Genomic DNA, 19,627 nt, shown 5'->3' with positions numbered 1-19,627 from the left:
CACCGCCTGAACCGCAGGGCCGCTCGGCCCTGCCGCCCCGGCTCATCCGAGCCCGGGCAGATTCATGCGACAGCCTCACCTCTGCCAGAGGCATCACAGCCAGAAGCAGTTCACGCGGTGGAAGGTCAGACAACTCCCCGGCGGGGTACTCGAATGGACTTCCCCCACCGGACGCATCTACACCGACGAACCCCTCCCATACTCACCCGCGGTGAGATTCCTGCCCGACGAGCCCGCCCTCACGACCCCGCCGTCACCTCCGCCCGGCGGACCCGAACCCGAACCCGAGCCCGAGCCCGCACCGTTCTAGGGCACGAGTCCGAACCGGCACCGACGCGAGCGACGCGTCGCCTGCCCCCTCCCGTTCCTGTGGCGTCCACATGGCGTCTTCCTCGCGGCCCTACCCTGAAGGCGGCACGTGGGAGGACGGGGGCTCATATGACGACGTCCACGGCGCGAGGGGTCTCACGTCTGCGCATCCTCGGAATCTCGGTGCTCGTCTTCGCCGCCGCCGGTCTCGGCGCGGGCTTCCTGCTGATGTTCGGCTGGATGGCCGACGAAACGCGCTTCGACCGACCGAGCGCCGAGTTTGATCGCTTCGCCGCGGAGGTCGCGGCGATACCCGGGGTGGATGCCGTGGACGCGGACCGGTGGGTCGAAGCGCCGGCGTTCTGGAGCCCGCTGTCGTCCCTGCGGGTCACGGTGGATCGCACGGGCCTTCCCGCGGTCCTCGACCTGGCGTGTTCGTCCGACCACCCCGACCCCATCGACTGGGGTCTCACGGTCCGTACCCCTGCGGGCACGGAGGTGTCGGTGTTCGCCGAGCCTGCGGCATCCGGCTGCCCGGATTTCCGGGTCGATGTGGTGCCCACGGTGGACGCGCTGGATCGCTTCGCGCCGGGGCGCAGCATCCAGGCCGCCGTCTGGGAGAACGGTCGCCTGTCCTTCTCGGATCTCCTCGACGGACGCCGAGACATCTCGACGATGATCCCGCTCGTCGCCGCTGCCGACGACCTTCGGCGAGCCGCCGGGGTCGACGCCGACAGCGAGATCGAGATCAGTGGGCCGAGCGTGACGGCCGTGCCCGCGCCGGGAGAGTCCGCCGCGTACGCCGCGCTGCTGCGCACGCTGGTCGACGAACACGGGGTGACGGATTTCTGGGACGGTGCGGGCGGGGGTACGCCGACGGACGGCGTCGTGAAGACCCAGATCATCTGCGATCCGGCCTCGGCGGACGCCGTCGAGGCGGCGGTCCGCGCCTCCGGCCTGCGCCTCGCCGACGAGCCCGTCGTCCTCCGAGAGAACTGAGTCGCCCGTTCGCAAGAGGCCCTTTCGGTGAACGCGCGCTTGCGAAGATGGCGGGATGGATGCCAGCCCCGGCGACGCCGCAGCCGATACCGTCGCCACGCCCGACACCGTCGCCCCGACCTCGGTGATCGACCCCGATGCGCGACGCGCGCACGCCCTCGTGGTCGGAGTCGTCGCGACCGTGGCGTTCGTCGCCCTGCGCCTGTTCGTCGCGCTGTCGGGTTCCGCGCCGTTGCCGATCGACTCCTGGTGGGATGACGCGATGTCGGCGATGGCGTCTCCGGTGGGGGTGATCGTCGCGTGGGTGCCGGCGATCGTCGGCGGCACGATCGGAATGATCCTGATCGGGGTCGCCACGACCATCGTGTTCCTCGTCCGGCGTCGTCCGTGGGACGCGCTGAACGTCGGCGGATCCATCGCCCTCGTCGTGCTCATCGGAGCCCCGATGGCCGCGGTCATCGCGCGGGCGCGGCCCACGCATTCTCTGGCCGAGACCGTGGCCACCTCGTTCCCCTCCGGGCACACGGCCGTGGCGACCACGATCTCGCTGACCCTCGCGCTCATCCTGCGGCGGCGGTGGGTGTGGGCGGTCGGGGCGGCCTGGGTCGTGCTGATGATGTGGAGCCGCACCTACCTGCACGCGCACTGGCTGTCGGATGTCGTGGCGGGGGCTCTGGAGGGGGTCGTGGTCGCGACCCTCGTGTGGGCGGCCATCGAAGTGGCGCGCGAGCGCGGAGCGCAACGGTCTGCCGTGTCGACTTCCTGAGCGCTACGTTTCTCGGATGACTTCCGCAAGCGCCGCCGCCGACAAGGTCCAGGATTCGACCGCCTTCCGAATCGCCGCACGAGTCGGCTACGTCGTCCTGGGACTCCTGCACCTGCTCATCGGGGTGATCGCCATCGCGATCGCCACCGGCGGCGGCGGCAGCGCCGATCAGTCCGGTGCTCTGGCTCAGGTGGCATCCGCTCCCGCGGGACTGCTGCTGCTGTGGGTCATCGTGGTGGGTCTCGTGGCCCTGGCGATCTGGCAGATCACGGAGGCGATCGTCGAGCGGGACCCGGATGCTAAGAAGCGCTGGGGGCACCGCGCCAAGTTCATCGGCACCGCGGCGGCGTACGCGGTGATCGCGGGTACCGCGCTCACGGTGGCGATGGGCGGCCGGTCGGACTCGTCGCAGTCGACGCGGAGCCTCAGCGCGAGCCTTCTCGCCGCGCCGGGCGGCGTCTTCCTCCTCGTCCTCGTCGGGCTCGTCGTCGCCGCCGTCGGGGTGGCGTTCGTGGTGCGCGGCATCACGCGCGCGTTCCTGAAGAACCTGTCGGTACCGGGCGGGGCGGCCGGCCGGGGCATCCGGATCTTCGGCACGGTCGGTTACATCGCGAAGGGCATCGCGGTCGGCGTCGCCGGCATCCTGTTCGTCGTGGCGGCGTCGACGCACGACCCGAGCGCCGCGACCGGACTCGACGGCGCCCTCCGTTCGCTGGCCGGTCTGCCCTTCGGACAGGTGGTGCTGTGGCTCGTGGGTGCGGGACTGGTGGTCTACGGCCTCTTCTGCTTCGCCCGCGCGCGCTATGCGCGGATGTGACCCGACGCGCCCGAGCGAACGGCCGTTCCCCGCCGGTGCGACGTCGCTCTAGTGTTTTCTGGGTCACCCGAAGACCCGCGGGGCATCGTCGTCCCGCTCGTTCCGCGCCCCATGGAGCCCGCCATGACCTATACCCTGTTCGACTACTTCACGTGCGGCGAGCTGCCGACGCCGACGCTCCCCATCGACGAGGCGGTCGCCCTGCTCCGCGAGGTGCACGGTCTCGACGTCGCACTGCAGGGGCTGGGAAGCCAGCAGGATCAGAACTTCCTCGTCCGCCCCGCCGCCGGGGGAGAGCCGCTGGGCGTCCTGAAGATCAGCAACCCGGTCTTCAGCGAGACCGAGATCCAGATGCAGGATGCCGCCGCGGCCGCCGTCGCGATGGCCGAGCCGGGGCTGCGCATCCCCGAGATCGTGGAAGGCCCCCGAGGCGCCCTGACCGGCTGGTGGGAGACGAGCCAGGGTCGGCTGCACGCGAGGGTCATCTCGTTCGTCCCGGGGTCGACCCTCACCGGCTCGGGCTACCTCGCGCCGCGCGTGGTCGAGCGGTTGGGTGAGCTGGCCGCAGCGGTGAGTGTCGCGCTCGCCGACCAGACCCACCCCGCCTCCGGGCGTGTGCTGCAGTGGGACCTGCGGCACGCCGAGCGGGTCATCGCCGAGATCGGCGCGACCGAGCCGGACGCCGACGTGCGGGAGTACTGCGCCTCGGCCGCGGCCGCCGCGTCGGCCGCCCTGACGCCGGTGGCCGAGCGGCTCCCGCGGCAGCTCGGGCACTTCGACGTCACCGACGACAACGTGCTCCGCCCGCACGGGGTGGGGACGCTCCCCGACGCCGTGATCGACTTCGGCGACGTGATCGACTCGTGGGCCGTGGCAGAGATCGCGGTCACCGTGTCCTCGGTACTGCATCACGATGGCGCGACGTACGCCTCCGCTCTTCCCGCCATCGCGGCATTCGACCGCCGTCGCCCGCTCTCCGACGACGAGATCACGGCGCTGTGGCCGCTCGTCGTCCTGCGCGGGGTCGTCCTCGTTCTCAGCGGACGTCAACAGGTACGGCTCGACCATGCGAACGACTACGCCAGCGGCGCCCTCGATCGGGAGTTCGAGATCCTCCGCCGCGCCGTGGCCGTGCCGCTCGAGGTCGCCACCGCGCGCATCCGCCACGCGCTCGGTCGCCCGTCGGCGGAAGCCCCGGCGTGGGAGGGTGCCTCGCTCCTCCCCGAAGGGCTGACGCCGGTCGTCCTGGATGCCACGACCCTGTCGCCCCTGTCGGACGAGGGTGCGTGGCTCGACGCCGACGCGCTCGAACGCGCCGCCCGGCGCCTTCTCGACGACGGGGCCGACGCCGTGGTCCTCCCCGCGCTCGTTCCCGCGTTGCTCGGTGCCCCCTCGCGCACCCCCGAGGAGCCGGCGACCGTGCCCACCGCCGCGTCGGTGTGGTTCGCCGAACCGACGCGCCTCGCGCTGCCCGACACCGCCCTCTCGGTGCGGGTGGGCGACGGCGCCCCGCGCTCCTCCGAGGGAACGCTCGACGTGCCCGCCCGGACACGCGTGCGCGTGCTGCTCACGACGCTCGACCCCGCGGAGGTCCCGGATGCCGTGCGCCCGAGCGACCTGCCCGGGTGGCGCGCCGTGGTCGGCGACGCGACGGCAGCGCTCGGCATCCCGGTGGCCACGGCCGTCCCCGACGATCTGCTCGAGCGCCGCGACGCGGTCGTCGCCGAGGTACAGGAGCACTACTACTCGCGTCCGCCGCGGATCGAACGCGGCTGGCGCGAGTACCTCGTCGGCCTCGACGGTCGCGTCTACCTCGACATGGTCAACAACGTCGCGTCGGTGGGGCACGCGCACCCGCGGATCCACGCCGCGGTATCGCGGCAGACGCGGTTGCTGAACACCAACTCGCGCTTCCACTACGCGGCGATCACCGAGTACGGCGAGCGCCTCGCCGCGACGTTGCCGGACGAGCTCGACACGGTGTTCTTCGTGAACTCCGGCTCCGAGGCGGTCGACCTCGCCATCCGCCTCGCGATGGCCGCGACCTCGCGGCAGGACATCGTCGCGATGGCCGAGGCGTATCACGGGTGGACCTACGCCAGCGACGCCGTGTCGACCTCCATCGCCGACAACCCCCACGCCCTCGAGACCCGGCCGGAGTGGGTGCACACGGTCGACGCCGCCAACCCCTACCGCGGCCGTCATCGGGGAGCGGATGCCGCGCGCTACGCGCCGGAGGCGGTGGAGAGGCTTAGCGCGCTCGAAGCCGGAGGGCACGCCCCCGCCGCCTTCCTCAGCGAGACGTTCTACGGCAACGCCGGTGGTGTCGCGCTTCCGGACGGCTATCTGCGAGAGGTCTACGCCGCCGTCCGCGAGCTCGGCGGTCTCGCGATCGCCGACGAGGTGCAGGTGGGCTTCGGTCGGCTCGGCTCGTGGTTCTGGGGCTTCCGGCAGCAGGGTGTCGTGCCCGACATCGTCGCGGTGGCGAAGTCGATCGGCGCCGGCTTCCCCCTCGGCGCGGTCATCACGCGTCGCGAGATCGCAGACCGTTACCGCACGCAGGGATACTTCTTCTCCTCGACCGGCGGCTCGCCGCTGTCGTCCGTCGTCGGCATGACCGTGCTGGACATCATCGAGGAGGAGGGGCTGCAGGAGAACGCCCGGGTCGTCGGCGGCCATCTGAAGGCGCGTCTCGAAGAACTCGGCGAACGGCATCCGCTCGTCGGCACGGTGCACGGGTCGGGCCTGTACCTGGGCCTGGAGTTCGTGCGCGACCGCGCCACGCTCGAGCCCGCGACCGAGGAGACCGCCGCGATCTGCGACCGCCTGCTCGAGCTCGGCGTGGTCATGCAGCCGACCGGCGACCACCAGAACGTGCTGAAGATCAAGCCGCCGCTGTGCGTTTCGCGCGAGTCCGTCGATTACTTCGTCGACATGCTCGACCGGGTGCTGACGACCGGGTACTAGCGCGTTCGCTCCGTCGCGCAAGCCCGCGGCCCCGTTCGGCTGGGAGGAGTAGACCGGAGTGCAGACCCTGCCACCCGAGAGGAACCGCCATGCGTGGAGTCATCATGCACGCCGCCGGAGACGTACGCGTCGAGGATCGCGACGCCCCGATCATCCAGGAACCGACGGATGCCATCATCCGCCTCGCCGCGACCTGCATCTGCGGCTCCGACCTGTGGCCGTATCGCGGAGCGGACGACGTGGACGCCACTCCGATGGGACACGAGTACGTCGGGGTCGTCACCGAGATCGGCGATGCGGTGAAGAACGTGAAGGTCGGCGACTTCGTCGTCGGCTCCTTCATGGCGTCGGACAACACGTGCGAGATCTGCCAGGCGGGCTACCAGTCGCGATGCGTGCACGTCGTCCCGATGGGCCGCGTCGGCACCCAGGCCGAGTTCGCCCGCATCCCGCTCGCCGACGGCACGCTCGTGGCGACCCCCGGTCAGCCCGATCCCGACCTCATCCCGTCCCTGCTCGCGGCGAGCGACGTGCTCGGCACCGGCTGGTTCGCGGCGGTGGCCGCCGAGGTGGGCCCGGGCAAGACGGTCGCCGTCGTCGGCGACGGCGCGGTCGGTCTGCTCGGCGTCCTGGCCGCGAAGCAGCTCGGCGCGGACCGGATCATCGCGATGTCGCGTCACACCGATCGGCAGGAGCTCGCGCGGCGGTTCGGGGCCACCGACATCGTCGAGGAACGCGGCGACGAGGGCATCGCGAAGGTCAAGGAACTCACCGGCGGGCTGGGTGCGCACTCCGTCATCGAGGCGGTCGGCACGCAGCAGTCGATGGAGCAGGCGGTGCGCTCCACCCGCCCGGGCGGGCACATCGGTTTCGTCGGCGTCTCGCACGACGTCACGCTCGAGGGTCAGGAACTGTTCCGCTCGGCGGTGCACCTGCACGGCGGTCCCGCGCCCGTGAGGCGGTTCCTCCCCGAGCTGATCCGGCTCATCTGGGACCGCGAGATCGACCCGGGCGCCGTGTTCGACCTCACCCTCCCGCTCGAGGAGGCGGCTGAGGGATATCGCGCGATGGACGAACGCCGCGCCACCAAGGTGCTTCTCACGGTGACATGACCGCGCCGACGACAGCCCGGACGGGCCTCGCGGCCGTCCTCGCCCTGTGCCTGGCCGCCCTCGCCGGATGCGCGGGGGAGGAGACTCCGGATGCCGCGGCGCCGTCGTCCTCCGCTCCCTCCGCGCCGCCCGTGGTCCCGTCGTCGCCGTCGGCCCCGGCGCGCGCGTTCGTCGTACCGGACGGTGAGCCGGGGGTCGTGGCATCCGGGTTCACCACGCCGTGGTCGGTGGCGTTCGTCGGCGAGGCGGCGTTGGTGAGCGAGCGGGACACGGGGGAGGTCCTGGAGATCGTCGGGGACGGAACCCGTGTCGTCGGAGAGGTTCCCGACGTCGCCCCGCGCGGCGAGGGCGGGTTGCTCGGCATCGCCCACGCCGACGGCTACCTCTACGCCTACGCGACGACCGCCGACGGCAACCGGGTGATGCGATTCCCCCTCGACGGCACGCCGGGGGCGTTCACGCTGGGCGCCGCGCAGACCGTGATCGACGGCATCCCCTCGGCGGGGACCCACAACGGCGGACGCATCGCCTTCGGACCCGACGGCATGCTCTACGTCACGGCGGGCGATGCCGCCGACCCCGCGCGCGCCCAGGATCCCGAGTCGCTGGGCGGCAAGATCCTCCGCGTCACCCCCACGGGGGAAGTGCCGGCCGACAACCCCTTCCCCGGTTCGCCGGTGTGGAGCCTGGGTCACCGCAATCCCCAGGGGATCGGGTGGGATGCCGACGGCACGATGTGGGCGTCGGAGTTCGGGCAGGACACGTGGGACGAGCTCAACGTCATCGAAGCGGGCGCGAACTACGGCTGGCCGGAGGTCGAGGGCGTGAGCGGAGACGACCGGTTCGTCGACCCGGTGCAGCAGTGGACTCCGGCGGATGCCAGTCCGAGTGGTCTGGCCGTCGTGGAAGGCTCGGTGACCATCGCCAACCTGCGCGGGCAGCGGCTGCGGGTCGTGCCCACGGCCGACCCCTCGGCCGCGCGGGAGTTCTTCGTGGGGGAGTTCGGGCGCCTGCGCGACGCCGTGCTCGCCCCGGACGGGAGCCTGTGGTTCGTCACGAGCGACACCGATCGTGCGGGAGGCTCGGACGACGCCATCCTGCGCGTGTCGCTCGATCCGGCCGGCTGAGCGCTACCCGGAGCGTCAGGGCATGAGGATGGTCACGCCCGCCTCCGCCAGGGCGTCGGCCAGGGCGGCCGAGGGTGGGGCGTCGGTGATGAGGTAGTCCGCCTTGTCGAGCGAGGCCACCTGCGCGAACAGGCGTCGGTCGAGCTTGGTCGAGTCGGCGAGGATGGCGGTGCGGTCGGCCCGCTGGATCATCTCGCTCATCATCGTCGCGTCCCCGAGGTTGCTGGTGGAGTAGCCCGAGGCATCCACCGCTCCGACGGCGATGAGGGCGTAGTCGCACCGGATGTCGACGTCGGCGCTGTGCGAGCTCGCGGCGAGCGTCACGGGCCCCGTGGTGGCCTGCGTGATCGTGCGGACGGCCCCGCCGAAGATGAAGAGGTCGCGGAAGACGTTCGGCGAGATCTCCGCGGGGATGCGGAGGTTGTTCGTCGCGATCGTGAGGTTGCGATGATTGCGCAGCGCGCGCGCCACCGCGAGCGTCGTGGTCCCGGCGTTGAGCATCACGACGGAGCCGTCCTCGATGAGGTCTGCCGCGATCCCGGCGATCTTCTCCTTCTCCGCGGTCTGCATCTGCAGGCGTACATCGAGACCGCGGTCGCGGCCGGGAACCGACATGGCGCTCACCGCGCCCCCGTGCGTGCGCACGACGATCCCCTCGCGGTCGAGCTGGTCGAGATCGCGGCGCACGGTGTCGATCGACACGCCGAAGTGCGATGCCAGGTCGACCACGGTCACTTGTCCTGATTCGGCGACGTAAGCCGCGAGCTCGGCCTTCCTTCCGGCCGGCAGCCGTCGCTTCGTCTGATTGGTTGTGCCCTCCATGCCGTCATCTCTAGCACAGAGCGGCAAACGACACGATGGGATCAGGCCGAAATCGGCACGAAACGGCACCTTCGCGCGGTGGAACCCGCGTTGTCCTGCGATTCCGTGCCGGAAAAGTCACGAATCTGCATCACCACCTTGACGATCACGGCACAACCGCGCATACTCATGCTGAAAGATGCAAGAACGCGCAGAACAGCGCGAATAACAGCAAATCTCAATGAGGAGAAACGATGGACAACAGCGGGCGCGGGCGTCGGAACGCCATCAAGCTCGTCAGTGCCGCCGCGGCGGCCACGACACTCCTGGCGATGGCGGGGTGCTCGTCGGACTCGGCCTCCCCCTCCGACGGTGGTGATGTCACGCTCGAATTCGCCCAGTGGTGGGAGCCCGAGCTGCCCGACGGCGAGTTCCGAGCGCTCATCGACCGATTCGAGGAAGAGAACCCGGGCATCACGGTGGAGCTCGTCAGCGGTCCCTACGCCTCGACGAAGGAGCAGCTGTTCGCCGGTGCCGCCTCGGGCACGATGCCCGACGTGGTGGGCCTCGACGGCGCCTGGGTGAACGACTTCGCCCAGCAGGGCGTCATCGCCGATCTCTCGCAGCTGATGAGCGAGGCCGGTTTCGACGACAGCCAGCTCGCGAGCCAGATCCAGGTCGACGGCAGCACGTACATGATCCCGGTCGTGAACTTCGTGTACCCGATGTTCACGAACGACGCGCTGCTCGCCGAGGCCGGTGTGACCGCGCCCCCGTCCACGCGCTCCGAGTTCGCCGACGCCGCCCAGAAGATCGCGGCGCTCGACGGGGATGCCGCGGGCTGGGTGCTCCCGCTCTCGCTGGAGGCGCCGAACGGCGTCCAGAACGACGTCATGTCGTGGGTGTGGGCGTCGGGTGGCTCCATGCTCTCGGACGGCCAGCCCGATCTCACCAACGACGACGTCACCTCGGCCACCGATTTCATCCAGCAGTTGTGGGACGACGGCGTCATCGCGCCCGGTTCCTTCACGATGAAGGAGCAGGACAAGGTCGAGGAGTTCACCAACGGCCGCGTCGGCATGATGATCGACTCCCTCGCGCACATCAACCTCATCCGCGAGTCCAACCCCGACCTGACCTTCTCGATCTCGGCCATCCCCGCCGAGGACGGCTTCACCGGCGAGCGCGGCATCCCCTACGCCTCGTGGGGCATCGGCGTCGCCGAGAACTCCGAGCACAAGGACGCCGCCTTCAAGCTCGTGCAGTTCCTGATGGGCACGGAGGTCAACGCCGAGCTGTCGACCATGGCCAAGGCCTTCCCCGGCAACACCGAGTCGGAGCCGACCTTCGTCCAGGACGACGAGATGTTCCAGACCGCGTTCGAGATCTACAAGGCCGGCTACCCGGCCAACGAGTTCACGGGCCTGCCCGTCGCCGAGGAGCTCATGCGCCAGTTCGGCGAGCAGTTCCAGTCGGCCCTGGACGGTCAGCAGTCGATGAGCGACGCGCTGAAGAAGGCCCAGGACGAATGGGCGTCGCAATTCTGACCCGACGCTGACACGGGATGCCGCACCGCCGCCGGCTCGGTGGTGCGGCATCCCCGCCAGGAAGGCCGTACACCATGACCATGCGCACCCTCACACCCCCCGACACCGAGCTCATCGTCACCGGACGTCCCGCGTCGCGGCGCACCCGCCAGCTCCGCAAGGCGTCCGAGGCCTATGCCTTCCTGTCGCCCACCCTGGTCCTGCTCTTCGTCCTGATGATCGTGCCGATCGTCATGGTGATCGGGTACTCGTTCCAGGACAACGTCATCACCAACAAGAACCCCGAGTTCGTCGGGGTCGACAACTACATCGCGGTCCTCACCGACGCCGCATTCTGGAAGGCGACGGGCAACACCCTGTTCTTCACGCTGACGAGCGTCGCCGCCCATCTGGTCCTGGGGCTGACGTTCGCGCTGCTGCTGAACAGCCGGCTGATCGGCGCCGTGCCGCGGGCGATCTTCCGCGGCCTCTACGTCCTTCCGTGGCTGTTCACCGTCGCGGTCATCGCCGTGCTCTGGCGGATGCTCCTGGCTCCCAACGGCATCGTCAACTTCCTCCTCGCCACGGACATCGAGTGGCTCGCGTCTCCGCAGCTGGCTCTCGGCACGGTCACGTTCATCAACATCTGGGCCGGATACCCCTTCTTCATGGTGAGCCTGCTCGCCGGTCTCCAGGGCATCCCGAGCGACCTGTACGAGGCGGCCACCGTCGACGGCGCCAGCCCCACTCAGCGCTTCTGGAACGTCACGATCCCGCAACTGCGCCCGATCATCGTCAGCCTCGTGCTGCTGGACCTCATCTGGACCTCGCAGCAGTTCGCGCTCATCTGGCTCACCACCGGCGGCGGCCCCATCGACGTCACCGAGATGCTCAGCACGTACACCTACAAGCTCGCGTTCGCCACGTACGACTTCTCGCTCGCCTCGACCTCGGCGGTGCTGGTCCTGGCGATGTCCATGATCATCGCGGTGCTCTACGTCCGCCACCAGAAGGCGAGGGACTGACATGGCCCTGACCACCACGACGCGCACCCGCGTCGCCAAGACCGGAGTCCTCGTCGGGCTCGTGCTGGGCGCCGTGTTCGCCGCCGGCCCGGTCCTCTGGATGCTCTCGAGCTCGTTCAAGTCGAACACGCAGATCTTCGAGCTGCCGCCGCGCCTGATCACCGAGACCTTCTCGTTCGACGCGTACGTGCAGATCTTCACGACGCCCGAGACGGTGCGCTTCTTCATCAACAGCTACGTCGTGGCCGGCGCGGTGACGATCCTCACGCTCCTCGTCGCCATCCAGGCGGCCTACGCCTTCAGCCGGTTCGAGTTCCGCGGCAAGCGCATCGTCAACGTCATCATCGTCAGCGTCCAGGCCGTGCCGCCCATCACGCTGCTGATCCCGTACTTCGGGCTCATGGTCGCCCTGAAGCTCTACAACACCTACCCGGGCCTGATCCTCACCTACATGGTGTTCACGCTGCCTTACGCGATCATCATGATGACCGGCTACTTCAACACCCTGCCCAAGGAGCTCGACGAGGCCGTGCGGGTCGACGGAGCGGGGTCGTTCACCGCGCTGTGGCGGGTCCTCGTCCCGATCTCGATCCCCGGCATCGTCTCGGTCGGCATCTACACGTTCATGATCGCGTGGAACGAGTTCCTCTTCGCCCTGACCCTCACGCGCACCCTCGACATGCGCACGGTGCCGATCGGCATCCAGTTGCTCATGGGGCAGCACTCGTACGAGTGGAACCAGATCATGGCGATGAGCATCCTCGGGTCGATCCCGGTGCTCGTGCTCTTCCTCTTCTTCCAGCGTTTCTTCATCAGCGGCCTGACGGCCGGCTCGGTGAAGAGCTGACCTCCCATCCACCACCCCCGACAAGGAGAAATCCGTGCTCTACACCGGCAAGTCCATCCTCGACGTGGCGGACGCCCACAGCTTCGCCATCCCGGCCTTCAACATCTCCGACTGGGCGATGTTCACCGGGATCATGGACATCAGCGAAGAGAAGTCCGCTCCGGTCATCATCGCCATCCACCCCGACGAGGTGTCGCACATCACGACCGACCTCATCCCGGCGATGCATGCCCGGGCGCACCGGTCGAGCGTGCCCGTCGCCATCCACTGGGACCACGGCGGCTCCTACGAGCAGATGATCACGGCGATCCACTCGGGCTTCACCTCCGTGATGATCGACGCGTCGCTCGAGCCGTTCGAGCAGAACGTCGCGATCACGCGGAAGGTCGTCGAGGCGGCGCACGCCGCCGGCATCCAGGTCGAGGGGGAACTCGGCACGATCGGCGCGAACGACAGCTACGGTGAGTCCGGCGCGGCCGAGATCATCTACACCAACGTCGAGGACGCGGTGCGCTTCGTCGAGCAGACGGGGGTCGACAGCCTCGCCATCGCCATCGGCACCTCGCACGGTCTGTACCCGGCCGACAAGAACCCGGAGCTGCGCCACGACCTGCTCCAGGAGATCAAGGCCGCCGTCGGCATCCCCCTCGTGCTCCACGGCGGATCCAGCAACCCGGACGCCGAGCTCGCACGCGCGGTGTCGTTGGGCATCAACAAGATCAACATCTCCAGCGACATCAAGGTCGCCTACCACGACCGCATGCGCGAGGTGCTCGGCACCGACCGGCGTCTGCGCGAGCCGAACGCGATCCAGCCCGAGCCGATCGCGGCGATGAAGGTGACCGCCGCCGAGAAGATCGACCTGTTCGGCGCCGCCGGCAAAGCCGGGCTCTACTGATCGGGGAGGATCGGCGTCATGGCTGAAGACCTCGTCCTCGGGCTCGGCGGCACCGTCGACTACGAGATCCGGTGGGATGCCGCGGTGCTCAGCGCCCTCGCGGCCGAGTACGGCATCCACCGCGACGAGCTGGACAGCACGACGCCGATCATCGACGAGCGTGCGCTCGTGGTGACCGTGCTCGCCTTCCTCGCCACCGGCGGGGGAGGCGAGCGCTTCGTCCTGAGCTCCGAGATCATCGAGCGCTTCGCCGCCCGCTTCGACACGCAGGTCACGCTCGGTGGGACGGGGGTACGCGCGGGGATCGCGCTGGACCGCATCGGGGTCCCCACCGTGCAGCACCTGGTGAGCATCGACGACACCGTGCGCCGACTGCTCCCGCGCTCGATGCGGGTGGTGTCCTCGGCCACGCGGGACACGCTCGATCCGCATCTCATCGTGCAGTACCCCGAGGGCACGGCCGTCGCGCTGCCCGATGGGACGGTCATGGCCCCGGCCGCCAACCGTGTCATCTTCGCCAACGACGCGCCCAATCGCGAGATGGCCATCGCCGAGGGGCTCGGAGACGCCCTGGCGGGGGCGGCGGCCTTCCTGGTGTCCGGGTTCAACACGATGCAGGATGCCGCTCTGCTCGAACGTCGCCTCGACGATCTGGTCGCGGCGATGGAGCGCCTCCCGCCCACCGCGCTGGTCTACTACGAGGACGCCGGCTTCTACGAACGCGCGCTCGCCGGCGCGGTGCGCCGCCGGCTGCTGGACCGCATCGACGTGTACGGCATGAACGAGGACGAGCTGCAGGAGTACCTCGGACGCACGGTCGACCTGCTCGCGCCCGACGAGGTGGCCGTGGCGCTCGCCGAGGTCCACGCGCTGATCCCCGCTCCCGCCCTCGTCGTGCACACGAAGTTCTGGGCGATCGCCGTCGGCCCGTCCGCCGGCAGACACCGTGCCGGGCTCGAGAGCGCGGTGCGCACCGCAGCCACGCGCTACCGCGTCGGCGACGCGTGCACGGCGGCCGACCTGCACGAGACCGGGCGGCTGCCGCGGCACACGGGCGGCGGCGAGGTGGTCGCCGAGGTCGAGCGGCGGATGCCGTCCGCCGGCGTCGCGGCGTACGTCGTGGACGTCGCCCATCCCACGACGATCGGGCTCGGCGACACGTTCGTGGGCGGCTTTCTCGCCGCCGTCCCCGCGGCGGCGCGCGTGGCCATCGGGGCCGCTCTGATGCGCGCCCTCGACGCCGTCTCGCCGGCCCCGTGACGATGCCGCCGCGCGGCGGCGCTCAGCGCTCGCGCCTCCCGCCCTCAACGGTCTCGGCGAGCGGTCGGCACGCGTCGATCACTCGGCGCAGCGTGACACCCGCGTCCCAGCGGTCGAGGATCAGCGAGCGCTCGGTCGTCTCGGGCGTGCTCAGGCGGCGCACGCGGTCGACGTAGTCGTCGAGGGCGGCATCGGCGTCGTTCAGTCGCAGCACGCCGGTGTCGGTCCCGGCCCGGTCGGAGACGAGCCCTGCCGCCGTCCGGATCGCGGCCGCGAGCGATTGCCGCATGTCGACGGGCAGCCGCTCGTCGACGCCGTCGGTGTCGGTGAGTTCGGCCACCGCCGCGGTGAGCTCGCGCGTGGACTCCGCGGCCACGGCCAGCGCTTCCAGGCGCAGCCGGTGCGCATCGCGCGGGGGCCCGGACCGTCGGCCGCGCGGGTTGTAGCGGCGGCTCTCGTCCGCCAGCTCGACCTCGTCGCGCACGTCGGCGAGAGCGTCGGCGAGCCCGGCCGCCGCGGCGCGGGCCGGCTCCGGGTCGAAGGCGTGGGCGGCGAGCGCATCGGCCATCGCGTGCAGGGCGTCGCCGAGCCCCTCCCGCAGCTGGACGAGCCGTTCCTCCGCTTGACGCAGGCGCAGCGGCGGAATGACGACGAGGTTCACGACGACACCGACGAGGATGCCGAAGGCGACGGTGATCAGATACGACGACGAGTAGCCGTCGGGGTCGGCCCCGCCCAGGAGGAGGACGAACAGCCCGGCGATCGCCACCCAGTCCCGACCCGACCCGAGCGAGCGCACGCCCGCCAGGAGCACGCCCAGCCCGACGACGGCGGCCACGGCGATGATCCGCGGCATCCCGGCGCCCACGAGTGCCTGTGCCGCGAGCCCCAGGCCGATCCCCGCCGCCAGGCCGATGAGGGTCTGCAGCCCGCTGACCGCCGACCGCGCGATCGTGGGGTACATGCTCACGAGCACGCCGAGCGGGGCGTAGTAGGAGTACTCGTTCTGGGCGAACGGGACGAGCGGGGCCAGATACCAGGCGAGCGCCGCCGCGGCCGCCGTCTTGGCCGCGAGGAGCAGGCGGTCCGCGGACACCGCGTCCCTCCACCACCGCCGATCGAGGAGATGCATACCTCCATCGTCGGGGAGGCCGGGTGCCCGTTCGACGGGGTTGATCGCCGGATCCGCCGCGGGTAGCCCGGCGAGCCGACCCCTCAGCGTCGCGGGACGTACGCGCGCCACAGCAGGCGTGCGTGCCGAACCTTCGCCCGCTCCACTCCGCGCTCGTCCCGGCGCAGTGCGCTCACCCACTCCGCGAGGCGACTGGTGGTGGCGTCCAGGATCATCCGCAGATCCGCGTGCCGCGCGGGTGGCACCTTCGCCTCCTCGGCGGAGAGGCGTCCGCGCTCGGACAGGTCGTCACGCAGGTGGCGCAGGACGAGGTCTGCGACGCCCACGGCGTGGCCGTTGACCGTGGAGTGGGCGGCCCCGCGGATCTCCCATCGGCGGGCGTGCCGTGCCCGGGCGACGAGGCGCGAGTGCAGACGTCGAGGGGACGGGCGGTCGAACTCGCCGCGGATGAGCAGCAGACGAGCGCCGGCGCGGCCGATCCGGTCCGAGATCCGGTATCGGAGCATGTGGGGGAGCACCTCGGCGAAGTAGAGGAAACCGCAGAGGAGATAGGCCGAGATCGCCAGGACCGCGATGTGGGGGGACTCGCGGGCCGTCGACTGGGCGAACCGCACCGCTTGTACGACCGGCGACGATGCTTCCTCGTCGACCACGGGGCTCACGAGCACCGCGTGCGACAGGTCGTGACGGCGGGCCAGCACCTCGGTGACCACCTGCGCGCCCATCGAGTGTCCGAGGAGAACCGGGTCGCGCAAACCGTAGTGGGCGATCACGCCGTCGACCTGATCGGCGAAGAACGCCGCGGTCGGTTCGTCGCCGGATGCCGGAACCCCCGCGAATCCGGGCAGATCGAGCGCGTACACATCCCCGTGCTCCGCCAGCAACGGCGCGAGGAACTCGAAGTAGCTCGCGGCGACGCCGATCCCGGCGACGAGCACGAAGGGGCGACCCGAGGCGCCCGTCGACGCGACGGTGACCCTCGTCTGCGCGGTGCCGCGTCGGAACGTCTCGACGTGCACATCGGCCGGGCGTGCGTCCTCGGGCATCCCTCCACAATGCCGCACCCGTGGGGCCGGCACTGTCAATCCCGGACGCCCGGTCGCCTCGCCGACCTAGCCTGGCGCCATGACCGATGCTTCCCAGGACCACGAACAGGACCACGAAGAAGAGACCCTCGGCGCTCCGCGCGAGGGCGAGAACCCCGCAGAGAAGGACCCGTCCGACTGGGTCACCGGGGACGAGCGCATGACCGCACCGCAGCGCAGCTACCTCGACACCCTTGCGCGCGAAGCCGGTGAAGAGATCACCGCCGACCTGACCAAGGCCGAGGCGTCCGAGCAGATCGAGCGCCTGCAGCAGGAGACCGGCCGCTCGAACGGGTAACCGGGCCCGCCCCGTCGCTCAGGCGGGGCGGGACTCCTCCGTCCGCGGGCTCAGGCGCTGCGTGTGCGCCCTCTCGGCCCGGGCGACTTCGTCGAGGAACTCCGCGACCACGCGACGCTCGGAGGCCCCCAACCTCGATGCCGCCTCGGCGACCGACGACCGGCGGACGGAGAGCAGGCTCCGGGCGGGGGAGGTCTCCCCGATCGTCGGGCGGATCACGATCGACCGGCGGTCTCCGGGGAACGGCACGCGCTCGACCCAGCCGGCATCGGCAAGACGGTCGATCAGAGCCGTGGTCGCGGCAGAGGAGATGCCGAGCATGTCGGCCAGAAGCCGCGGGGTGACCGGCTCGGTCGACTCCTCGCGGTCCAGGAGGAACCGGAGCACCCGCGCGTCGTTGGGCCCGACTCCGAGAGAGTGCAGCGCGACGCGCTCGGAGGCGGCGCCGGATTCGGACAGGTCTCTGGCGGCTTTCACCACGTCTTCGGGCGTGGTCATGCGTTCGTCACCCCCTGTTCGGGATTGCTCGTCCTTCTTGTATCTCAGCTACCGATCAAGTAGCGGGCCGATATATTCATCATCGTACCTGTCAGTGATGCGAAGCGGCAGGGCCTCCGCCGTGCTCGGCTGACATAGGATGCGGGGGTGGAGAACGGCTCGCAGGCGTCGCGTTATTGGTACGGCGCGAGCGAAGAGGACCGCCGCCGCCGCGCCGTCGATGTGCTGCAGGCGTTCCGGGTCTACCGCGCCGCAGAGGTCGCGATGCGTCGCCGGACCCGCGAGTCGATGTCCATGGGTGAGAACGAACTTCTCGTGCTCCGCTACCTCCTTCGGGCGTCCGGTCAGGACCGCCAGGTGTCGCCGAGCGAACTCACGCGGTACCTGGGCGTGTCCACCGCGTCCACGACGGCGATCATCGATCGGCTCGAGAAGTCCGGACACGTCACGCGCGTCCCGCACCCCACGGACCGCCGCAGCATCTACATCGTCGCGACCGTGGCCAGCGACGCGGAGGTGCGGGCAACCCTCGGCTCGATGCACTCGCGCATGATGGCGGCCGTCGTCGACATGTCGCCGGAGGAGTGTGCCACGGTGATCGCGTGCCTGGGGCGACTTCAGGATGCCGTGGATCAGGTCGACCCGCACGTCGAGGTCGAGCCGTCCCCGATCGCGGCCGACGTCGTCCTCTGAGCGAAACGCTCACGGTGCATAAGAAGCTAGGCAGCCTAGTTGAATTCTGAGTATTAGGAATCACCCGGCGTCCGTGAAACCATGAAGAAATGGACGACAACGTGATCGAGGCGTGCGCGAGCGCGACCGCCGTCGACGCCGTCCATACGGTGGACGGAGTGCCGGTGGCCTCCCTCCATTCGGTCGTCTCACGACTGCGCGTGGACTACCCGGGCGAGGACCCCGCCCATATCGAGACGGTGGTCCTGCGCGAGTGGGAGGCTTTCTCCGCCGGTCGGCCCCTCGTGATCCCGACTGCCGTCGAAGAAGGCGCCCGGGAGATCCTCGACCAGCGCCCGGTCTGACTCAGGCCGGCGAGTCGTCGGTCCCCGGTTCGGGCACGAGGAGAAGTCCGCCCGAGGAATTGGCGGAGTTGGCGAGCTCCTCCACCCACGCCCGGCTGAGGAGCGCCGGCTCGGGATCGTCGAAGACGAAGCGCAGCGGAATGGACGGGTGCAGCCAGACGGTGCTGCGACCGACCTCTTGACCGGGGCCGTGCGTCCACGAGAGCGTGAAGCTCTCGCCGCGGCGGAGCTTGGTCGCGATGACGACCTTGACGTGGGCGAGCGCGCGATCCTCGATCTCGATGGGGGTCGCGACGTCGCCGTAGTAAAGCGTTCCCACGATCAGAACGGTAACGTCGCCGCCGGTCTGTCACGGGGGGCTTGATTCGCGGGGCTGTGCCGTGGCATTCGCGCGGCGGCCACCATGCGTCTCGGATAGGCTCGCTGTCATGGGCCGATTCATCTACGACACCGTCGCGAACGCCGTGGACATCGATGACCGCACGTTGGCGCATCTGCGCATCGTCGTGATGAACAAGCTGCGCCGATCGGAGTCGTTCATGTTCGACGTCGAGGTCGGCGACGGAAGCGGACGACGCAGCTTCTGGATGCACCCGTCCGTGCCGATCCAGTTCCACTTCTACGGCAGTCGGCAACCGCGGATCAACCGTGTCTGGGTGGAAGACCTCATGCTCGCCGCATCCGGCCCCAACGGCCTGGCGATCACTCCCGAGCCCTCGGAGGACACCCTCGTCGAGGAGGGCTGACCTCAGCGCTGGGGTGCGTCCTCGGCCGGGGCGATGTCTTCCGGGACGAGCAGGATGCCCCCCGAGGAGTTGGCCGAATCCGCCAGGCGCTCGACCCACTCCCGACTCAGCGTGGTGGGTTCGGCCTGGTCGAACACGAAGCGCAGCGGGATCGCCGGGTGCAGCCACAGGGTGCTCCGCCCCCGCGGCTGGCCCTCGGGGTGCTGCCACGAGAGCGTGAAGCTCTCACCGCGGCGCAGCTTGGTCGAGATGACGACCTTGAGATGCGCCAGCGCCCGGTCCTCGATGTGGACCGCCGTGCCGCCGCCGCCGTAGAAGATCGTTCCCATGCCGTCCACGATACCGGCGGCATCCCACGGAACTAGGCGCCGTCGTCG

At 70.1% G+C, this 19,627-nt stretch carries 21 protein-coding genes and 1 pseudogene; 16 read left to right on the top strand and 6 right to left on the bottom strand.

Annotated elements, in window-relative coordinates:
• Positions 1 to 76 precede the first annotated feature (76 nt).
• The 7 genes and pseudogenes from LL239_RS07085 to LL239_RS07055 form a co-directional block, all read left to right on the top strand.
• A pseudogene (locus LL239_RS07085) lies at positions 77 to 310 on the top strand (hypothetical protein); the annotation flags it as partial.
• A 128-nt stretch (positions 311 to 438) separates the two neighbouring features.
• Positions 439 to 1,308, top strand: a complete 870-nt coding sequence (locus tag LL239_RS07080) for a hypothetical protein (RefSeq protein ID WP_228162751.1) — start codon at positions 439 to 441, stop codon at positions 1,306 to 1,308.
• Positions 1,309 to 1,363: 55 nt separating this feature from the next.
• On the top strand, positions 1,364 to 2,074 hold the full coding sequence (locus tag LL239_RS07075) for a phosphatase PAP2 family protein (RefSeq protein ID WP_228162750.1): 711 nt from the start codon (positions 1,364 to 1,366) through the stop codon (positions 2,072 to 2,074).
• 16 nt (positions 2,075 to 2,090) lie between these two features.
• Positions 2,091 to 2,891 (top strand): DUF1206 domain-containing protein, encoded by an 801-nt coding sequence (locus LL239_RS07070; protein ID WP_228162749.1) that lies wholly within the window; start codon positions 2,091 to 2,093, stop codon positions 2,889 to 2,891.
• Between the two features lie 123 nt (positions 2,892 to 3,014).
• Positions 3,015 to 5,858 carry an aminotransferase class III-fold pyridoxal phosphate-dependent enzyme gene (locus LL239_RS07065; RefSeq protein ID WP_228162748.1) on the top strand — a complete coding sequence of 948 codons (2,844 nt, stop codon included), beginning with the start codon at positions 3,015 to 3,017 and terminating at the stop codon, positions 5,856 to 5,858.
• Positions 5,859 to 5,947: 89 nt separating this feature from the next.
• Entirely contained in the window at positions 5,948 to 6,970 is a 1,023-nt protein-coding gene (locus LL239_RS07060; protein ID WP_228162747.1) for a zinc-dependent alcohol dehydrogenase family protein, read from the top strand.
• Complete coding sequence (locus LL239_RS07055) at positions 6,967 to 8,097, top strand: PQQ-dependent sugar dehydrogenase (protein WP_228162746.1); 1,131 nt, start codon at positions 6,967 to 6,969, stop codon at positions 8,095 to 8,097. Before LL239_RS07060 ends, LL239_RS07055 begins: the two co-directional genes overlap by 4 nt.
• A 15-nt stretch (positions 8,098 to 8,112) precedes the next feature.
• On the opposite strand, the gene LL239_RS07050 is transcribed toward LL239_RS07055, so the two are convergent.
• Positions 8,113 to 8,919: a DeoR/GlpR family DNA-binding transcription regulator gene (locus LL239_RS07050; protein ID WP_228162745.1), complete on the bottom strand. Its 807-nt coding sequence runs from the start codon at positions 8,917 to 8,919 to the stop codon at positions 8,113 to 8,115.
• 233 nt (positions 8,920 to 9,152) lie between these two features.
• On the opposite strand from LL239_RS07050, the gene LL239_RS07045 reads away from it, so the two are divergent.
• The 5 genes from LL239_RS07045 to LL239_RS07025 all read left to right on the top strand — a co-directional run bounded on the left by LL239_RS07045 (position 9,153) and on the right by LL239_RS07025 (position 14,454).
• A complete protein-coding gene (locus LL239_RS07045) occupies positions 9,153 to 10,445 on the top strand; it encodes an ABC transporter substrate-binding protein (RefSeq protein ID WP_228162744.1) in 1,293 nt (430 codons plus the stop codon).
• Positions 10,446 to 10,519: 74 nt separating this feature from the next.
• Positions 10,520 to 11,449 (top strand): carbohydrate ABC transporter permease, encoded by a 930-nt coding sequence (locus LL239_RS07040; RefSeq protein ID WP_228162743.1) that lies wholly within the window; start codon positions 10,520 to 10,522, stop codon positions 11,447 to 11,449.
• 1 nt (position 11,450) lies between these two features.
• A complete protein-coding gene (locus LL239_RS07035) occupies positions 11,451 to 12,296 on the top strand; it encodes a carbohydrate ABC transporter permease (RefSeq protein WP_228162742.1) in 846 nt (281 codons plus the stop codon).
• 34 nt (positions 12,297 to 12,330) lie between these two features.
• Entirely contained in the window at positions 12,331 to 13,194 is an 864-nt protein-coding gene (locus LL239_RS07030) for a ketose-bisphosphate aldolase (RefSeq protein ID WP_228162741.1), read from the top strand.
• Positions 13,195 to 13,212: 18 nt separating this feature from the next.
• The gene (locus LL239_RS07025; RefSeq protein ID WP_228162740.1) at positions 13,213 to 14,454 is read left to right on the top strand and encodes an ADP-dependent glucokinase/phosphofructokinase; all 1,242 of its coding nucleotides are present in this window, start codon (positions 13,213 to 13,215) and stop codon (positions 14,452 to 14,454) included.
• 22 nt (positions 14,455 to 14,476) lie between these two features.
• Here LL239_RS07025 and LL239_RS07020 read toward each other — a convergent pair whose 3' ends face one another.
• Entirely contained in the window at positions 14,477 to 15,586 is a 1,110-nt protein-coding gene (locus tag LL239_RS07020; RefSeq protein WP_228162739.1) for an FUSC family protein, read from the bottom strand.
• 83 nt (positions 15,587 to 15,669) lie between these two features.
• Entirely contained in the window at positions 15,670 to 16,632 is a 963-nt protein-coding gene (locus tag LL239_RS07015; RefSeq protein WP_228162738.1) for an alpha/beta fold hydrolase, read from the bottom strand.
• A 79-nt stretch (positions 16,633 to 16,711) separates the two neighbouring features.
• On the opposite strand from LL239_RS07015, the gene LL239_RS07010 reads away from it, so the two are divergent.
• Positions 16,712 to 16,969 (top strand): DUF3072 domain-containing protein, encoded by a 258-nt coding sequence (locus LL239_RS07010; protein WP_228162737.1) that lies wholly within the window; start codon positions 16,712 to 16,714, stop codon positions 16,967 to 16,969.
• A gap of 18 nt (positions 16,970 to 16,987) precedes the next feature.
• Here LL239_RS07010 and LL239_RS07005 read toward each other — a convergent pair whose 3' ends face one another.
• The gene (locus LL239_RS07005) at positions 16,988 to 17,467 is read right to left on the bottom strand and encodes a MarR family winged helix-turn-helix transcriptional regulator (protein WP_228162736.1); all 480 of its coding nucleotides are present in this window, start codon (positions 17,465 to 17,467) and stop codon (positions 16,988 to 16,990) included.
• A 147-nt stretch (positions 17,468 to 17,614) separates the two neighbouring features.
• On the opposite strand from LL239_RS07005, the gene LL239_RS07000 reads away from it, so the two are divergent.
• Together LL239_RS07000 and LL239_RS06995 are read left to right on the top strand one after the other, a co-directional pair.
• Positions 17,615 to 18,160 carry a MarR family winged helix-turn-helix transcriptional regulator gene (locus LL239_RS07000; protein WP_228162735.1) on the top strand — a complete coding sequence of 182 codons (546 nt, stop codon included), beginning with the start codon at positions 17,615 to 17,617 and terminating at the stop codon, positions 18,158 to 18,160.
• Positions 18,161 to 18,249: 89 nt separating this feature from the next.
• Positions 18,250 to 18,504, top strand: a complete 255-nt coding sequence (locus LL239_RS06995; protein ID WP_228162734.1) for a three-helix bundle dimerization domain-containing protein — start codon at positions 18,250 to 18,252, stop codon at positions 18,502 to 18,504.
• Position 18,505: 1 nt separating this feature from the next.
• Here LL239_RS06995 and LL239_RS06990 read toward each other — a convergent pair whose 3' ends face one another.
• On the bottom strand, positions 18,506 to 18,823 hold the full coding sequence (locus LL239_RS06990; RefSeq protein ID WP_228162733.1) for a DUF7882 family protein: 318 nt from the start codon (positions 18,821 to 18,823) through the stop codon (positions 18,506 to 18,508).
• Positions 18,824 to 18,932: 109 nt separating this feature from the next.
• Here LL239_RS06990 and LL239_RS06985 point away from each other — a divergent pair, with 109 nt between their 5' ends.
• Entirely contained in the window at positions 18,933 to 19,250 is a 318-nt protein-coding gene (locus tag LL239_RS06985; protein ID WP_022879211.1) for a DUF7882 family protein, read from the top strand.
• A 2-nt stretch (positions 19,251 to 19,252) separates the two neighbouring features.
• Here the strand turns inward: LL239_RS06985 and LL239_RS06980 are convergent, their stop codons facing one another.
• Positions 19,253 to 19,579: a DUF7882 family protein gene (locus tag LL239_RS06980; protein WP_228162732.1), complete on the bottom strand. Its 327-nt coding sequence runs from the start codon at positions 19,577 to 19,579 to the stop codon at positions 19,253 to 19,255.
• Positions 19,580 to 19,627 lie beyond the last annotated feature (48 nt).

The sequence above is a fragment of the Microbacterium testaceum genome (assembly GCF_020781835.1).
Classification (GTDB): Bacteria; Actinomycetota; Actinomycetes; order Actinomycetales; family Microbacteriaceae; genus Microbacterium; species Microbacterium testaceum_H.
The sequence above is the reverse complement of the archived record's forward strand: the minus strand, read 5'-3'. Positions and strand labels throughout refer to the sequence as shown.

Bases quoted from the DNA above. Each gene is read 5' to 3' on its own strand.
- LL239_RS07025 (WP_228162740.1), top strand. From the start codon at position 13,213: ATGGCTGAAGACCTCGTCCTCGGGCTCGGCGGCACCGTCGACTACGAG.
- LL239_RS07005 (WP_228162736.1), bottom strand. From the start codon at position 17,467: ATGACCACGCCCGAAGACGTGGTGAAAGCCGCCAGAGACCTGTCCGAA.
- LL239_RS07015 (WP_228162738.1), bottom strand. From the start codon at position 16,632: ATGCCCGAGGACGCACGCCCGGCCGATGTGCACGTCGAGACGTTCCGA.
- LL239_RS07040 (WP_228162743.1), top strand. From the start codon at position 10,520: ATGACCATGCGCACCCTCACACCCCCCGACACCGAGCTCATCGTCACC.
- LL239_RS07045 (WP_228162744.1), top strand. From the start codon at position 9,153: ATGGACAACAGCGGGCGCGGGCGTCGGAACGCCATCAAGCTCGTCAGT.
- LL239_RS07065 (WP_228162748.1), top strand. From the start codon at position 3,015: ATGACCTATACCCTGTTCGACTACTTCACGTGCGGCGAGCTGCCGACG.
- LL239_RS07035 (WP_228162742.1), top strand. From the start codon at position 11,451: ATGGCCCTGACCACCACGACGCGCACCCGCGTCGCCAAGACCGGAGTC.
- LL239_RS07010 (WP_228162737.1), top strand. From the start codon at position 16,712: ATGACCGATGCTTCCCAGGACCACGAACAGGACCACGAAGAAGAGACC.
- LL239_RS07075 (WP_228162750.1), top strand. From the start codon at position 1,364: ATGGATGCCAGCCCCGGCGACGCCGCAGCCGATACCGTCGCCACGCCC.
- LL239_RS07050 (WP_228162745.1), bottom strand. From the start codon at position 8,919: ATGGAGGGCACAACCAATCAGACGAAGCGACGGCTGCCGGCCGGAAGG.
- LL239_RS07070 (WP_228162749.1), top strand. From the start codon at position 2,091: ATGACTTCCGCAAGCGCCGCCGCCGACAAGGTCCAGGATTCGACCGCC.
- LL239_RS06985 (WP_022879211.1), top strand. From the start codon at position 18,933: ATGGGCCGATTCATCTACGACACCGTCGCGAACGCCGTGGACATCGAT.
- LL239_RS06995 (WP_228162734.1), top strand. From the start codon at position 18,250: ATGGACGACAACGTGATCGAGGCGTGCGCGAGCGCGACCGCCGTCGAC.
- LL239_RS06980 (WP_228162732.1), bottom strand. From the start codon at position 19,579: ATGGGAACGATCTTCTACGGCGGCGGCGGCACGGCGGTCCACATCGAG.
- LL239_RS07060 (WP_228162747.1), top strand. From the start codon at position 5,948: ATGCGTGGAGTCATCATGCACGCCGCCGGAGACGTACGCGTCGAGGAT.
- LL239_RS07055 (WP_228162746.1), top strand. From the start codon at position 6,967: ATGACCGCGCCGACGACAGCCCGGACGGGCCTCGCGGCCGTCCTCGCC.
- LL239_RS07020 (WP_228162739.1), bottom strand. From the start codon at position 15,586: ATGCATCTCCTCGATCGGCGGTGGTGGAGGGACGCGGTGTCCGCGGAC.
- LL239_RS07080 (WP_228162751.1), top strand. From the start codon at position 439: ATGACGACGTCCACGGCGCGAGGGGTCTCACGTCTGCGCATCCTCGGA.